Origin of the sequence: Actinocorallia herbida, from assembly GCF_003751225.1 — a bacterium.
Taxonomy (GTDB): domain Bacteria; phylum Actinomycetota; class Actinomycetes; order Streptosporangiales; family Streptosporangiaceae; genus Actinocorallia; species Actinocorallia herbida.
Window position 1 is genome coordinate 5,691,962 of record NZ_RJKE01000001.1, and the last position, 15,835, is coordinate 5,707,796.

Annotated in this window: 11 protein-coding genes; 1 reads left to right on the forward strand and 10 read right to left on the reverse strand. The window is 70.7% G+C overall.

Annotated elements, in window-relative coordinates; translation table 11 throughout:
* Window positions 1-7: 7 nt before the first annotated feature.
* From EDD29_RS25820 to EDD29_RS25830, 3 genes are all read right to left on the reverse strand, one after another.
* Window positions 8-685: a TetR/AcrR family transcriptional regulator gene (locus tag EDD29_RS25820; RefSeq protein ID WP_123666882.1), complete on the reverse strand. Its 678-nt coding sequence runs from the start codon at window positions 683-685 to the stop codon at window positions 8-10.
* Between the two features lie 329 nt (window positions 686-1,014).
* The gene (locus tag EDD29_RS25825) at window positions 1,015-3,642 is read right to left on the reverse strand and encodes a family 78 glycoside hydrolase catalytic domain (protein WP_123666883.1); all 2,628 of its coding nucleotides are present in this window, start codon (window positions 3,640-3,642) and stop codon (window positions 1,015-1,017) included.
* Between the two features lie 2 nt (window positions 3,643-3,644).
* A complete protein-coding gene (locus tag EDD29_RS25830) occupies window positions 3,645-4,859 on the reverse strand; it encodes an MFS transporter (protein ID WP_170201573.1) in 1,215 nt (404 codons plus the stop codon).
* Window positions 4,860-5,599: 740 nt separating this feature from the next.
* Here EDD29_RS25830 and EDD29_RS45725 point away from each other — a divergent pair.
* Window positions 5,600-5,767 (forward strand): hypothetical protein, encoded by a 168-nt coding sequence (locus tag EDD29_RS45725; protein ID WP_170201574.1) that lies wholly within the window; start codon window positions 5,600-5,602, stop codon window positions 5,765-5,767.
* Between the two features lie 104 nt (window positions 5,768-5,871).
* Here the strand turns inward: EDD29_RS45725 and EDD29_RS25835 are convergent, their stop codons facing one another.
* The 7 genes from EDD29_RS25835 to EDD29_RS25865 all read right to left on the reverse strand — a co-directional run bounded on the left by EDD29_RS25835 (window position 5,872) and on the right by EDD29_RS25865 (window position 15,744).
* Window positions 5,872-6,162: a hypothetical protein gene (locus EDD29_RS25835; protein WP_123666885.1), complete on the reverse strand. Its 291-nt coding sequence runs from the start codon at window positions 6,160-6,162 to the stop codon at window positions 5,872-5,874.
* Between the two features lie 231 nt (window positions 6,163-6,393).
* Window positions 6,394-8,985 carry a glycoside hydrolase family 78 protein gene (locus EDD29_RS25840; protein ID WP_123666886.1) on the reverse strand — a complete coding sequence of 864 codons (2,592 nt, stop codon included), beginning with the start codon at window positions 8,983-8,985 and terminating at the stop codon, window positions 6,394-6,396.
* Entirely contained in the window at window positions 8,978-10,213 is a 1,236-nt protein-coding gene (locus EDD29_RS25845; protein ID WP_123666887.1) for a family 1 glycosylhydrolase, read from the reverse strand. Before EDD29_RS25845 ends, EDD29_RS25840 begins: the two co-directional genes overlap by 8 nt.
* A 24-nt stretch (window positions 10,214-10,237) precedes the next feature.
* Entirely contained in the window at window positions 10,238-11,221 is a 984-nt protein-coding gene (locus EDD29_RS25850; RefSeq protein WP_123666888.1) for an ABC transporter ATP-binding protein, read from the reverse strand.
* On the reverse strand, window positions 11,218-13,179 hold the full coding sequence (locus EDD29_RS25855; protein ID WP_123666889.1) for a dipeptide/oligopeptide/nickel ABC transporter permease/ATP-binding protein: 1,962 nt from the start codon (window positions 13,177-13,179) through the stop codon (window positions 11,218-11,220). Before EDD29_RS25855 ends, EDD29_RS25850 begins: the two co-directional genes overlap by 4 nt.
* Window positions 13,176-14,117, reverse strand: a complete 942-nt coding sequence (locus EDD29_RS25860; RefSeq protein ID WP_123666890.1) for an ABC transporter permease — start codon at window positions 14,115-14,117, stop codon at window positions 13,176-13,178. Before EDD29_RS25860 ends, EDD29_RS25855 begins: the two co-directional genes overlap by 4 nt.
* Before the next feature lie 88 nt (window positions 14,118-14,205).
* Window positions 14,206-15,744, reverse strand: a complete 1,539-nt coding sequence (locus tag EDD29_RS25865) for an ABC transporter substrate-binding protein (RefSeq protein WP_123666891.1) — start codon at window positions 15,742-15,744, stop codon at window positions 14,206-14,208.
* Between the last annotated feature and the right edge of the window lie 91 nt (window positions 15,745-15,835).

Sequence of the window (15,835 nt, forward strand, 5' to 3'; positions counted from 1 at the left end):
GGGAAGATCAGGTCGATGGAGATGGTCCGAGGCTTGGGGCCGCGTTCTGCGGGACGTGGTCTCCGAGCCCCTTGCCGTCGGTGGTGATGGCGCGGGCAAGGCGGTCCAAGTGGGAGTGGGTCGCGGCGAGTAGGTCGATGGTGCCGCCGCTGAGAACCCATTGCAGTTGGAGGCCGTCGCTGATGGCGATGCAGTCACGGGCAATGGCTGTGCAGTCTGTGTCCGGACGGAACTCGCCGCTGTCCACGGCACGTTGCAGCTGAGCGGCAAGGCCGTTGATGGCGTTGTCGTAGCGTTCGGCGAAGAGTTTGTGGGCCGGGCTGGAGGTGTTCGCGGCTTCGGCCGAGACGAGAACGAAGAGTTCCATGAGGCCCGGCTCGGCGAGTTGACGCTCGGTCAGTTCGAGAAGCTTGCGGAGTACGTCGAGACCGGACGCCTCGGTATTCGTCTCGTCGATCCATTGCGCGGCGATGACGATGCGGCGTTCGACGACGGCGAGCAGCAGGTGTTTCTTGGAGGGAAAATGGTGTAGCAGTCCGCCCTCGGTGATGCCGACGTCGGCGGCGATGCGCGTCATCGCGGTCTTGTGGTAGCCGCTCCTGGCGAAGTGTCGGGTGGCGGCTACCAGGATCGCTTCCCGTCGGGCGATTCCTACACGGTAGCTACCTGCTGAGCGCCTAGGCATATTTGTCACGGTAGCGCACCGTGCATCGAGGGGAGCCGGCCGGAGGTCCGGCCGGCTTCTTCTGTGTCATCCGACATTTTCGCCGTTAATGTCACGGAGGTGCGCTTCGTCGCCGGTCGAGTGGGCGAGCGCTCCCAGCGGCACGCTGATGAAGCCGACTCCACATGGGCGGTGAGGCCGGCGTGTGCGCCGTCCGGCACCGGGGTGAGGGTGGCCTGGAACGACGCCTCGAACTGCGACAGCCGAAGGACGACGGCCGAGGCAGGTCCTGCCGGGTTGTGCGGCGCGGGTTCGAAGGGCCCCGGAGCGAGCTGCCGCGGGCACAGTCCTCATGGTGTCGCTCTTCCTGTGGTGCGGTGGATTCCTGGGGCGAGTTCGGTTTCTGTGCCGTCGGGGAGCCGTAGCAGGGCGGTGGTGCCGGGCGGCACGTCGGTTTCGACATCGATCCGGTGGCCGGTCCTCCTCCAGGCGACACAGGCCGGGCCGTAGGGGGTCTCATGCTCGGCGCGGGCCCAGGTCAGGTCGGGGCCAGGCATCGGCTGGACCAGGAATCGCCGGTAGCCCGGGGCGAGTATCCGCAGGCCGGCGACGTGGGTGTGCAGGAACGAGATGACCGCACCCTTGCTGTAGTGGTTGAGCGACATCTGCGCGGCGCCGTGCTCGTCGAGGCCGTCCCAGCGTTCCCACACCGTGGTGGCGCCCCGGTCGACCATCTCGAGCCAGGACGGGACGCCGGTGGACATGAGCACCCGGTGGGCGACGTCGGCGTGACCGTGGTCGGCAAGCGTGGGGAGCAGGAGCCCGGTGGTGAGGAATCCGGTGCCCAGGTGGAAGTCCGCTGCTTTGATCAGTTCGACGAGATGGGCCGCGGACGACGCCCGCTGGGTGGCCGGGACGAGGTCGAAGGCCAGGGCGCGCACGTAGTTGGCCTGGCTGGGCCGGGTGAGCCGACCGTCGGGCAACATGTACTCGGCCTGCCATGCGTCGCGGGCGCCGTCGGCGATGCTCCGGTAGACGCGCCGGTCGTCGTCGTGACCCAGCAGCGCGGCGATGTCGGCCAACCGCCGGGCGGACAGGTGCAGGTAGGCGGTGGCCACTATGCCGTGGTCGGCGCCGGGATCGAGCCTCGGTTCGACGCCGGGTTCGAGCCACTCCCCGAAGTGGAAGCCGGTGTCGTACAGGAACCTCTCGTGGGCTCGCGGGACCGGGTGCGAAGCGGCCCGCTGCGGATGGCGGTGCCCTGCCGCGATGCGGGCACAGCGATCGACCCAGCCGCGCATGGCCGGATAGTGCTCGGCGAGCACACCGAGGTCCCCGTAGGCGCGCCAGAGCTGCCAGGGCACTTCGACAATGGCGTCACCCCAGCCGACGGAGCCGTTGGTCGCCGCCAAAGGGGACGAACCGCCGGGGTCCGGGGAGATGTTGGTGATCGTGCCGTCGTCCCACTGGTCTGCGGCCAGGTCGCGCAGCCACTTGGTGCTGAACGCGGCGATGTCGTGGGTGAACGCGGCCGACGGCTGGAAGACCTGCCAGTCACCGGAGAACCCGGAGCGTTCCCGCTGCGGGCAGTCGGTCGGGAGGTCGCAGGCGTTCCCGAGGAAGCTGCGTACCGCGATCTCGTGCAGCTTGCCCACCCGCTCGTCGGAGCACGCGAACGTGCCGGTCTCGGTCAGGTCGGTGTGCACCACGATGCCGCGCACGTCGTCTGGACCCAGAACGCCGGGATGTCCGTCGAACTGCACATAGCGAAAGCCGTGCGTGGTGTGCCGGGGCTCGAACGCGTCTCCGGGACGGCCGGCGGAGATCACCGTGTCGACCTGCCCGGCCGGCCGCCAACCCCCGGCGAAGTCAGGCGCGCGCAGGTGGTCGGTGGTCACCGATCCGTCGGCGGCGAGCGCCTCACCGTGGACAAGGGTGATCTCGGTGCCCTCGGGACCGAGATCGGTCAGCCGGATCCAGCCGTTGATGTTCTCGCCGAGGTCGACGACGTGTGATCCGTGCGCCGACCGGGTCACCGAGACCGGGACGATCTCCCGGATCCGCCGCACCGGCGGGGCATCGGGAGTGATGAGGCGGGACCGTCGGGCATACCCGTCCTCGTCGCCGACCTGGACCGGCGCCCAGGCGCCGGTCTCCCACCAGCGGTGCGCCGCACGCCGGTCCTCCTGCTGGCCGTCCATCAGGTCGGCGGTGAACCAGGCGGGTCGTGACCCCCATCCGCGACCGGTGCCGATCACCGTCGGCGCGGCGTCCGGGTGGCTCACCGTGAGCTCGGCGAGAAGCGCCGTGCGCTCGCCGAAACCGTTCGCGCTGCGGGTGAAGCCGTGCCTTCCGCGATACCAGCCGTCCGACAGCACCGCTGCGAGCACGTTGCCTCCCTCGCGCAGCAGGCCTGTCACGTCCTGCTCGAAGACCTGCAGCCGTGCGCGGTAGGCGGTGAAGCCGGGTGTCAGCTCCTGGTCGCCCACGCGCACGCCGTTGCAGAACAGCTCGATGATGCCGTGCGCGGTGAATCGCAGCCGGGCCCGCGACACCGCCGCGTCAAGCGTGAATTCGGTGCGCAGCAACTGCGCCGGCCGGTTGCCCGCTTCGGCGGTCACCGGTTCGTGCGGCTCGATCCATTCGGCGTGCCACCCGTCGTGGGCTGTGGCGCGTTCCCAGGCTGCGGGGGCGGACCAGTCGCTGATGCCACGGTCGGTGCGGACCCGTACCCGCCAGGTCATCCGTTCTCCGGGCGCGGGCACTGGACCGGTCCACGGCAGAAGGACGCTGTCGGCCGACTCGATCCAGGGCGATTCCCAGTCTCCGGCCGACCACTGATAGGCATGCTGCCGGGTGGTGCCGGCCGGCAGTCGCCAGGAAAGGCGTGGCCGGGCGGCTCCGGTGAGGGCGGGCGCGCCGGGCCGGGCGTGCTCGACGCGCAGCCCGGTGCAGGAGTGGTGAAGGACGGTGCTCATGGTCAGCGAACGCTCCGGACCCGAAGCACCAGCAGACCACCGATCAGGACGATGGCCACGCAGGTGCCGAACAACAAGGGATAGTTGCCGCCGCCTCCAACGGCGAGCAGGGCACCGCCCACGCCGCCGATCAAGGAGTTCGGCGCGTTGCAGGCGACCTGGTAGACCGACATGCCCTTGGCGGCCTGTCCCCGGTCCGGGATGACGTCGGCGGCCAGGGCGATGTCGACGGTGAAGAAGAACGACTGGCCGATCGTGAACAACGCCATGACGGCCAGGAACAGGGCGAAGGTGTGGGTCACGGCGGCGAGCGCCAACGCTGCGGCGACGGCGAGCGACGCGGCGATCAGGAACGGCTTGCGCCTGCCGAGCTTGTCGGAGATGACGCCCGCCACCAGGAAGCACACCAGGGCCAACGGCGTGGTGATGGCGGTGGCGGTGGCGTACCGGGCGGTGGCGTCCTCAAGGCTGAAGCCGACCTGGTCGGTGAGGAAGTAGGTGGCGTATGTCGTCAACCCGGCCATACCCAGGCCCACGAACAGCCGGCTGAGCCAGGTCCACCCGAAGTCGGGATACCTGCGCGGGTCGACCACGAACATCCCGGCGACCTCCCGGCCGGTCAGCGGGGCGGGGGTGCCGCTGACCGGCGGCTCGCCCCGTCGCACGACCGCAGCGAGGACAGCCGCCGTGACCAGCGCCAGCACGCCGGGTCCGGCCATCATGGCCAACGGGTGGGCGATCAGCTCGCTCGCGCCGGCGATGCCGATCAGCACCGCGATCGCGGTGGCGAAACCGATCAACCCAGAGACCTTGGCACGTCGGTTCCCCGGCACTCGCTCGGGGATCAGAGCCAGGAAACCGGCCAGGCCGGCGCTGTAGCCGGCCTGAGCGATGGCCCAGCCGGTCACGACCATCAGGACGCTGTCGGCAAGGCCGATCACCGTCAGGCCCGCGAGTCCGACGACCGTGCCGCCGAGCAGCCAGGGCCGACGCCGGCCGAATCGGCTTCGGGTCCGGTCGGACAGGGCGCCCGCGAGGGGCATCGCCACCAGGCTGAGGACCGCGCCGGCGCCGATCGCGACCCCGAGGCCGGCGGTCTTGTTCTCGGGCGCGATGGTGGAGATCCGGATGGCGAGGGTGACGATCGTCGGGGTGAGCGTGGCCAAGTAGATGCCGAACGCTGCGAACACCAAGGCCGTGATCAGCCCACGCGGCATGGAGGGCAGGTCATCCCGCAGGTCGTCACGGCTTGAATCTCTCGTTGTGCTCGATCCCAGTACGGGGGTGGCTGACGCACTCATTGCGGACTCCGCGGGGACGGTGGGGTGGGTCAGGACAGCATGCACGACAAAAACCGAGTGCGCTAGGTTTCTGAAATGAGAATTCTGCGAGTCGAGAAGATCTCTTAGTGCCACCGGTCCGCCGGCATCGGGACGGCCGGGAGATCATCGTCCAGGGCGGAGACGAACCCGCCGGAGGGCCTGCGGAGATCTCGACGTCGCGCAGGGCCTCGGCCGACCGCGCGGGGGAGCCCTCGATCAGCTTCTCGGCCCGACCGGCCGAGCGGGCCAGCCATTCGGCAAGATCAGGCGCGGTGAGCCGCCGGAGCGGAGCGCTGTACCGGCGAACGTCCTCAACGGTGAGGGCACCGGCGCTCCGGGCAGGCCCGTGGCGGAAGAACCTCCGGGAGTCCTCGAGCAGCGCGAGCCCCTCGTGCGAAGCGACCTGGTCGGCTCGGGCGGCCACCGAAGAGAACTCAGCCGCCTGCACCAGAGCCGGCCACAGGGTGTCCGGGGCTGCTATCGGTCAGCCCGCTTCGGTAGACCGGCACCGTGCCTTCTCTCCTCCCCCATGGGCTCTCGGGCGTGGGTGTTCACCTCCAGGTCATGGCCGGTTGCGTGTGCACCTTGGGGAACAACCGTCCGACGGCCGGTGCCGCGACCCTGGCACCGGCCGGATGGAGGGTGAAGTCCGGTCCGGGGCCATCGCGGCGGTCGCGGTTCCACACGAGGACATGGTCGTGGAGGGCCTGGGCGAGGTCGGCTGCGTCATCGCCGTGTCCGTAGACGCCGAACTCCCACCGGCCAGGGCCGTCGTCGTCGAGGTCGGGGCCCTTCGATCGTGAGGGTCACCGCCCCATCGGCGAGCGCAGCCTCGTGCGGCGGGTGCGCTCCGGCGCCCTGCATCGACACGAACCCGCACACGGTGGGGTCGAGGCCGGTGCAGTGGTCACCGTCGCGGACGAACGTGATGGAGCGGGTGACGGTCTTGAACAGGAGCGGGATGACGAGACGTCCGCCAGGTGGTGCGGCGGCCGTCCTCACCGAACTTGGTCCGGACCACATCCAGATAGGAGTAAACCGCGGTGACATCGGCCTCGGGGCAGAACCTCTCCGTGGGCACCGTGGCGAACGCCGCAGCCACCTCGGGCCGGCTGATGCAGCGGCGCTCCTGGAGCTGGGCCGTCATCTCGGCGCGAAGGCCGTCCGCAGAGCGGGCGGTGATGCTGGCCGTCGTCACATCGCGACCCTAGCCCGCCCATGGCCGGCGAACAGCGGGAACCGGCGACCGCCCCGCGACCACCCCCGACCAAGATCAACACCTGTGCGCCCGATTCCCCCAGCTCAGGCGCATGATCCCCGCCACGCAGAAACGGCCCCGGGACGAATCCGAGGCCGTTCCCCGTGGTCACTTCACCTCCGAGCGTGGCTCCCGCACCCGCACGGGATCCACGAAGACCCAGGTGAGCATCTAGTCGAGCGGAAAAGGCGGGGACGGGTGCCATTCGGCGTCGTCCGCCGGGCCCGGGTGCGGCACCACGAAGCGATGGCAGCCGCCTTCGACCTCCCGGGGTTCCCGGCCCGGCAGGACGACCGTCGCGACCGACCCGGTCGGCACGGTGACGTCGACGCGGAGCTCACCCTCGGCCCGCTCCCACGCGACCTCGGCCAAGCCGTAGGGAGTGCGGTGCGCGGTGCGCGCCCACGAGATCCGCCCCCCGGGCCGCGGCTCGACCCGCAGCGACCGGTACCCCGGCGCGGCTGGCCCGAGCCCGGCGACCACCCGGTGCATCCAGTCGGCCACCGCGCCGAAGGCGTAGTGGTTGAACGACGTCATGTCGCCGGGGTTGATCGAACCGTCGGGAAGCATGGAGTCCCAGCGCTCCCAGATCGTGGTGGCCCCCATCGTCACCGGATACAGCCAGGAGGGGCACTCGGTCCGGGTCAGCATCTGGTACGCGTCGTCGATCGCGCCCACGGAGGTGAGGGCGTCGCAGATCACCGGGGTGCCGAGGAAGCCGGTGGCGACCTTGTGGCCCTTCTCCCGCACCAGCCGGACGAGGTGCCGTGCCGCCCGCGCGCGCTGGTCGGCGTCGGTCAGCAAGGCGAACTCGAGCGCCAGGGCATAACCGGTCTGCCCGGACGCGGCGATGCGGCCGCCCAGCGTCACGTACTCGTCGTGGAACGCCTGCCGGACCCCGTCGGCGAGCTCGTGGTACTTGGCGGCGTCCGCCTCCTCGCCGAGCACCTCGGCGATCCGGGCGAGCAGGCCGGCGACGTGCGCGCGGTAGGCGGTGGCCACCAGGTGCGAGTCGGTCTCGGCCTGCCAGGGCGCGTCCGGCGGCGCCGCCGGGTCGAGCCAGTCGCCGAGCTGCAACGCCGGCTTGTCGAAGAGGCCGGCCGGCCCCAGGGACGCGGTCAGGCCGTCGACCCAGGCCCGCATGCTCGGGTACTGGCGGCGGAGCAGCCCCGCGTCCCCGAACCGCTGGTAGAGCACCCAGGGCACGATCACCGCGGCGTCGCTCCAGCCGGCCGTCGGAGCAGGCTCGGCGAACGGGCCCGGGAGGTCGATCCGCGGCACGAACAGCGGGACGACGCCCTCCGGCGTCTGGTCCGCGGCGAGATCGTCCAGCCAGGAGGTGAGCAGGCCGGCGCAGTCGAAGAGGTAGGCGGCGGTGGGCGCGAAGACCTGCATGTCACCGGTCCAGCCCAGGCGCTCGTCACGTTGCGGACAGTCGGTGGGGACGTCGAGGAAGTTGCCGCGCATCCCCCACACCACGTTCTCGTGCAGCCGGTTGAGCGAAGGGTCGGAGCACTCGAACCAGCCGGTCCGGCGCATGTCCGAGTGGTAGACGACCGCCGTCGCCTCGAGTTCGTCGTGGTCGCCGCTCACCTCGGCGTAGCGGAAGCCGTGAAAGGTGAAGGACGGCTCCCAGCTCTCGCCGCCGGCGTCCCCGGCGAGCACGTACCGGTCGGTGGCCGTGGCCGTGCGCAGCGGCCGCACCGCGAGCTCGCCGTTCTCGAGCACCTCGGCATGGCGCAGGGTGACGGTCGCGCCGCGGCGGCCGCGCACCCGGATGCGCAGCCGCCCCACCAGGTTCTGGCCGAAGTCGAAGACGGTACGGCCGGACGGGGTGGTGATCGTGTCCACCGGAACGCGCTCCTCGACCGCCCGGACGGGCGGACCCGACGGCGCCACCAGGGTGGCCGGGTCACGCTCGCCTCGGCGCACACCGTCCCACCCGTGGTCGTCGAAGCCGGGGCGCGACCAGCCGGGGAGCGCCATCGTCGCGTCGTGGACCTCGCCCTCGTAGAGATCGGCGGACCGGATCGGCCCGGTCGAGGAGCGCCAGCCCTCGTCGGTGGCGACCACCTGACGCCGGCCGTCGGCGTAGTCGATCTCGAGTTGGGCGAGCAGCCCCAGCGAGCCGCCGTAGGTGTCGCGCAGATCGGGCACGAACCCGAGCCGGCCCCGCCACCAGCCGTCGGCGACCTGCACCCCGATCGCGTTCTCACCGGCGCGCACCTGTGCGGTGACGTCGTAGGTCTGGTAGCGCAGCCGGTGGCGGTAGCTGGTCCACCCCGGGGCGAAGGCGTCGTCGCCGACCCGCTCGCCGTTGAGCTCGGCGAGGTAGAGCCCGTGCGCCGTGATGTAGAGGCGGGCACGGGCGATCTCGCCGTCGGCGACGAAGGAGCGCCGCAGGAGTGCCGCCGGCCCCCGCTCGTCTCCGGCCGGCTCGATCAGCGCGGCCGCCCAGTCGTCGGCGACGAGACCGCGTTCCACGCTGACGGGGTCGCTCCAGTCGGAGATCTCGCCGTCGGCGTCGATCACGCGGACCCGGACCTCGCGCGCCTCGCGGGACGCCAGCGGCGTCGCGGGCCACGGCACCAGCACGGAGTCGGCCGAGTCGACATGGAAGAACGCATCGCCGATGGCCAGCTCGTAAGCGGCCTGGCGCCCGCCTCGCCGGTCGGTGATCTGCCAGGAGAGCCGCGGACGGTCCTCCGCGATGCCGAGCGGATCGTCGCGATGCTCGAAGCGGACGGTGGAGACCTCATCCACGGCGCAGCTCCGCGACCAGGTCACGGTAGCGGCCCGCGCTCGGCTTCGGCGAGCGCTCGAAGGTGATGGGGTCGACGCTGTGCAGCCCGAACTTGGGCCCGAAGCCGAAGATCCACTCGAAGTTGTCCATCAGGGTCCAGTGGAAGTAGCCGAGCACCGGGATCCCGGAGTCCATCGCCTGCTGCAGGCCCGCGAGCGACGGTTCGATGAACGCGGCGCGCTCGGTGTCGTCGTCCGCCTGCATGCCGTGCTCGGTGACCAGGATCGGCACACCGCTCACCGCGTGGGCGTACCGCGCGCAGCCGCCGAGCGACGCCGGGTCGGTGCGGTTCATCACGCCGCCCTCGGCGGGCGTGCCGTCGGCGTTCACCGCACCCGTCGCGTCGTAGTGATGCCGCTCGTAGTTCTGGACGCCGACGAAGTCGTCCTCGCGGGCGATCTCCAGCCAGGGCTGGTAGACCTCGGCGCGCTTGCGGTCGCGGAGGCCGGGATCCGCACCGTGGACGAGGTCGTCCACCATCGCGATCGACAGGCCCACGGGAAGGTCCGCGCGACGCGCCTTGATCGCCGCGCGAGCCGCACGGTGTCCTGCGGCCTGGCCCGCGAACAGGGCCTCGGCCTCCTCGGCGATCGTGACGTTGGTGAGGCGGTAGCGCTCGACGCCGGCCGCCCGGGCGCAGGCCTCCAGCGTCTCCCGCTCGAGGTCCCGGACGAAGTCGGGCAGCCCGGCCCAGGCCAGCATCGGCGGCAGGTTGGGTTCGTTCATCGTCACCGCCACCGCGATCCGGTCACCGAACGCCGTCATGACCCGATCGCAGAAGCGGGCGAACCGTTCCGGGGCCTGGGCGTCCAGCCAGCCGCCGCGCGCGGCGAACCAGTGCGGCGCGACGAAGTGGTGGAACGTGACGACCGGGGCCAGCCCTCGCTCGAGGCAATGGTCGACGATCGCCTCGTAGTGGGCCAGCGCGGCGGCGTCGAACTCGCCTTCGACGGGCTCGACGCGCGCCCACTCGACGGAGAAGCGGTAGGCGTTGAGGTTCATGGCGACGGCCAGGTCGACGTCCTCGCGCCAACGGTTCCAGCCGTCGCACGCCTTGCCCGACGGTTCTTTGAAGACGGTCGGTGTCACGTTCTCGGCGAACCAGCAGTCGCTGGTCACGTTGTCGCCCTCGATCTGGTGGCCGGCGCCGGCCACGCCCCACAGGAAGGCGTCAGGGAACTGGTGCATGCGATCTCCTCAGGTGGTTCGGGGTCAACGGGATGCGCGGAGCGCGGCGGCCTCATCGAGGCGATGGCAGGCCGCGGAGGCGTGGCCGGTGCCGGTGAGCGGCGGCCGCTCGGTGCGGCAGCGGTCCACCGCGAGCGGGCACCGGTTCGCGAAAGGGCAGCCCGCCGGCGCCGCCGCGGCCGTCCCGGCCGCGCCGATGCCCAGCGCCTCGCGCGCCGCGCGACGGCGCGCCTGCTGCGCCGGGTGAGGCACGGGCGCGGCCGCCGTCAGCGCCACGGTGTAGGGGTGCCGCGGGTCCTGGGTCACCGCTTCGGCATCGCCCTCCTCCATCACCTGGCCGCGGTAGAGGACCACGACCCGCTGGGAGAGGAAGCGGACGACGCCCAGGTCGTGCGCGATGAAGAGCAGCGCGAGCTGCCGCTGGTCGCGCAGGTCGGCGAGCAGGTTCAGTACCTGCGCCTGGGTCGAGAGGTCGAGGGCGCTGACGGGCTCGTCGAGCACGATCACCTTCGGGTCGCAGACCAGGGCGCGGGCGATCGCCACTCGCTGACGCTGGCCGCCGGAGAGCCGCGCCGGGTAGCGGTCGATCGCGTCGGCAGGGAGACCGACCGCCTCGAGTGCGTCTCGGGCCCGCAGCCACTGCTCCTGCTTCGGGACCCGCAGCACCCGGAGCGGCTCCACCAGGGTCTGGCCGATGGTCAGGGTCGGGTTGAGCGAGGAGTAGGGGTCCTGGAAGACCGCGCGCAGGTGGACCGCGCTGACCCGGCGCCGGCGCAGCGAGGCCGTCGTGATGTCCGTCCCGTTCAACGTGATCGACCCGGAACTCGCCGCCTGGAGTCCCAGGATCGCCTTGCCGATGGTCGACTTTCCGGAGCCGGACTCACCGACCAGCCCGAGGGTCTCGCCCGGCGCGATGTCGAAACCGACCCCGTTGATCGCGGGAGGCGTGCCGCGGCGACGTCCGTAGTGGACGACGAGGTCCCGCACAGAGAGGGCCGGCTGGGTCATCGGACGACTCCGGATTCGTTCGGGCCGGCCGTGGCGGGAGCCGGGACCAGCGGATGAATGCAGCGGACGGTTCCGCCGCCGTGCGCCGGCGCCAACGCGACCGGCTCGTGGCATTCATGGGTGGAGAGGGGACACCGGCTCGCGAACCGGCAGCCGGTGGGCCAGTCCTTCGGCGCCGGCACCGTGCCCCGGATCGACGGCAGCCGGTCCGGGACCGCCTCGCCCTGGGGGATGTGGGGGTTCGCGCTCATCAGCGCGCCCGTGTAGGGATGCGCGGCCTGGTCCAGGACCTCGGCCACGGTCCCGGACTCGAGCACCTGACCGGCGTACATGACGGCGACGTCGTCGCACAGGTCCGCCACCACCCCGAGGTCATGGCTGACCAGGACGACCGACAGGCCGGTGTTGTGCACCAGTGAACGCAGCAGGCTGAGGATCTCCGCCTGCACCGTCACGTCCAGGGCGGTGGTCGGCTCGTCGGCGATCAGGAGCTTCGGCGAGCCGGTGAGCGCGAGGGCGATGCAGACGCGCTGGGCCATGCCGCCGGACAGCGCGTGCGGGTGGCTGCGCAGGATCCGCGCGGGGTCGACGATGCCGACCTGGGCGAGCAGGTCGAGCGCGATGCGGCGGGCCTCGCCGCGGCCGACCCCGCGGAAGCGGCGGATGGGCTGGACGAGCTGATAGCCGATGGTGAACATCGGGTCGAGCGCGACCATCGGCTCCTGCGAGATCATCGCGATGTCCCGCCCGCGGACGTCCTGGTACTGCCGGTCGGAGAGCCCGACCAGCTCCCGGCCCTGGAAGCGGATGGAGCCGTCGCAGACCTCGACACCGTCGGGCAGCAGCCCCATCAGCGACCGCGCGGTCATCGTCTTGCCGCATCCGGACTCGCCGACCAGGCCGAGGACGGTGCCGGACCTGACCGACACCGAGACTCCGGTGACCAGTTCCGTCCCCTCCACCACGCCGACGCGCAGATCACGCACCTCGAGCAGGGCTCCCTCGGCCCGGGTGGACGCCTCACCGGCGGCCTGAGCCGGTACGGGAAGCCGGGCCGCCCGTCGCGCGGGGCGGCGGACGGGGGCGTTCCGTTCCCGCTCACCGGAAAGGGCGTCGGCGATCTGGTTGGCCGCGATCACGGTCAGCGCGAGCACGACGCCGGTGGGGACCATCATCCAGGGGGCGTCGTAGATGTGCTGCTGAGCGCCGCCGATGAGACCGCCCCAGCTCGGCGCCGGGATGGCCGGCCCGTAGCCCATGAAGGCGAGGCCGGCCTCGATCAGGATGCCGAGGGCGAAGAGCTGTGCCGCCTGGACGGCGATCGTGGTCGCCATGCCGGGCAGGACGTGGCGCACGTTCACCAGGAGAGAGCCGACGCCGTTCACCTTCGCCGCGTCCACATAGAGGCGGGTGCGCAGCGACTGGGCCAACGCGAGCAGGATCCGGTACACCGGTGCGGCCAGCAGCAGCCCGAGGACGGCCATGATGGCCCAGACGTGGATGCCCACCGCGCCGACGAAGGCGAGCAGGATCACGGTGGTCGGCAGCGACAGGAGCAGCTCGGCGATGCGGCTGCAGGTCCATTCGACCTTCCTCCCGTGCTCGGCCGCGAGCAGCGCCATCGGCACGCCGACGCCGAAGGCCACCGCCACTGCCAGCAGCGCAGGGCCGATCGAGATCCAGCCACTGGTGACGATCCGGGAGAAGAGGTCGCGGCCCAGTTCGTCGGTGCCGAGCCAGTGCCGGCTCGAAGGGCCGGCCAGGGCGTCGGTGAGGTCCTGGTGGTCGACTGGGAACGGCACCCACCCGCGCGCGGTCGCCGAGGCGATCATGATCAGGACCAGCCATGCGATCGCGAGCAGGGTGCCGGGGCGGTAGAGCGAGGCCTTCGGCTTGCGCCGGCCGGGCGTCGGCTCGGGCGCCGCGGACGGCTGGACGGGTTCGGTGAAGGTGTTCATGCGGCACGTACCTGCGGGTCGAGGGCGGCGAGGACGAGGTCGAGGATCAGGTTGGTGAGGACCACCACCGCGGTCGCGATGACGACGACGCCCTGGACCGAGGGAAAGTCGTGGGTGTCGATCGCGGTCTGTGCGGCCTGGCCGAGACCCGGGAGCGCGAAGAGCTGCTCGATGATGACCGAGCCGCCGAACAGGGCGATGAACTGGATGCCGAGCACCGACACCACCGGAGCACTCGCGAAGCGGAGCGCGTGCAGGTAGCGGATCCGCCACAGCGGCGTGCCGAGGGCCCGCAGGGTCCGGATGTGCTCCTGCTCGAGGGCGTTGACCATGCCGGCCCTGGTCGTGCGCGCGATGATCGCGGCTCCCGTCAGCCCGAGCGCGAGCACCGGGAGGGCCAGGCTTTGGAAGTACTGCGTCGGTGCGGCCGTGAACTCGACATAGCCGGTGGCGGGCAGGAGATCGGCCTTCACCGCGAGGACATAGACCAGCAGGATGCCGAGCCAGAACTGCGGCAGGGAGAGCATGACCCCGCTGGCCACCGTGATCACGCGATCGAGCCGGCCCCGGTTCACCGCCGCCGCGACCCCGATCCCGATGCCCAGGATCCCGCTGAACAGGGTGGCGAAGATCGCCATCGAGGCGGTGACCGGTATGCGATGCAGCAGGTCCGGCCAGATGCCGTGACCGTCGATCAAGGAGACCCCGAAGTCACTGCGGATTGCATCCCCGAGCCAGCTCAGGTACTGGACGACGAGCGGACGGTCCCAGCCGAGCCGGACGTTCTCCGCCGCGATCTGGGCGGCGGTCGCCCCTTGCCCGGCGGTGATGGCTCCCGGGCTGCCGCCGGAGGCGTGTACCAGGAGGAAGCTCAGAGCGGACGCCACCAGGACGGTGACGACGCCGAGCCCAAGACGACGGGTGAGGTAGGCGAACATGCGGTTCCTTTCGGGGATCACTGCACCGGGCGCAGCCCCGCCGGTCGGCCGACGATCCCCCGGATCGTCGGCCGGCCGGCGGGAACGGTCAGGCGGCCGGCTTGAACGAGCTCAGCAGCGGGTAGCCGTCGATGCCGGGGTAGGTCGGCGCCTGGAGCACCTCGGGGTCGTAACCGGCGTAGGAGAACTGCTCGGCGACCGGGATCAGCCAGCCCTCGTTGATCAGCGCGCCGTTGAGCTTCTTCAGCGCGGCTGCGGCATCCGCGCCGGAGGAGTTCGCCGCCGCACCGAGCGCGGCACCGATCACCGGGCTCTGCGCTTTGTGCGGGTTCGCGAAGCCACCCACGAGAACTCCTGCGGTGACGCCGACCTCGTTGCTCATGGTCAACGGGATGAAGCCCAGCGGCTGGGTGTTGACCACCGCGAAGAGCTTGTCGGTCGAGGTGGTGACCTCGATCTTCATGTCGACGCCGATGGCCTTGAACTGGTTCTGCAGGAACTCCAGCGAGGCCTGGATGGTCGGGCTGGCGGTGATGGTGAACGAGAACCCGTTCGGGTAGCCCCCCTTGGCCAGCGCCTGCTTGGCCTTGGCGACGTCGAACGCGTACTCGGTGTTCAACGCGGCGTCAAAGCCGGCCGAGGACTTGGGGAAGGCGTTCGCCGACGGCTCGGCGCCCTTCGCCACGGTCTTGACGAAGGACTCCCGGTCGATCGCGTAGCTCAGCGCCAGGCGGACGTCCTTGTTGCCGAACGGCTTCGAGGTCGCGCCGGTCTTGTCGAAGACCAGCAGGTCCAGCATCGTGCCGCCGTTCTTGACCAGCGAGACGCCGTTGGACGCCGCGGTCTCCTGCGTCGACGTGTCGATGAGCGACACGTCGGTCTGGCCGGAGATCTGCGCGTTCAGACGGGCGTTCTTGTCAAGGTACGGCTTGTAGACGATCTTCTGGAACGGGTAGACGCTCGCGTCCGTGCCGGGCTTGCGGCTCATCGTGTAGCTGCTGCCCTTGACCGAGGTGTCCATCTTGTACGGGCCTGAGCCGTCCGGGCCCTGGGTGAGCACGCTCGAGTCGGTGATCGCCTTCTCGCCGACGATCGTCCCGGCGACGCCCATGAGGTTCGTCTGGAACGACCCCTGCGCGGCGGTGAAGGTGAGCACCACGGTGTCCGCGCTCGGGGCCTCGACGTTCTTGATCTCGGTCGATCCGCCCTTGGCGAAGCCGGAGTAGGCCTGGAGCTTGGCGTCGCTGCGGCGGTCGAGGTTCTTCTTGACCAGCTCGGCGGTGAGCGCGGAGCCGTCGGTGAAAGTGACGCCGGACCTGATCTTCAGCGTCATCTGGGTCTTGGCCTTGTTGTAGCTGAAGCTCGAGGCGAGCTCGGGGACGGGCTGACCGTCGGCACCCTCCGCGAAGAGCGATTGGTAGGTTGATTCGTAGAAGAGCCGCTGGCCGGCGCCGTAGAGGAGCGGGTCGAAGCCCTGGGGCGCCGGGTCGGAGTCGTAGCCGATGGTGAGCGTGTCGCTCGAAGAAGGATCAGCGCTGTCCGTCGAGCCGCACGCCGTCAGCGAGACGACAGCCACCGCCAGGGCCAGAGCGCTGACTCCCAGACGCTTGAAGGTGAAGCCGATCATCGAAGCCTCTCGCGTTGTCCGGGTCGGGGCCTTCGCCCGACTTGTGGAGAACAATGAGTGGCGCCAGTCACACAAGTCAGCAATGATTTCC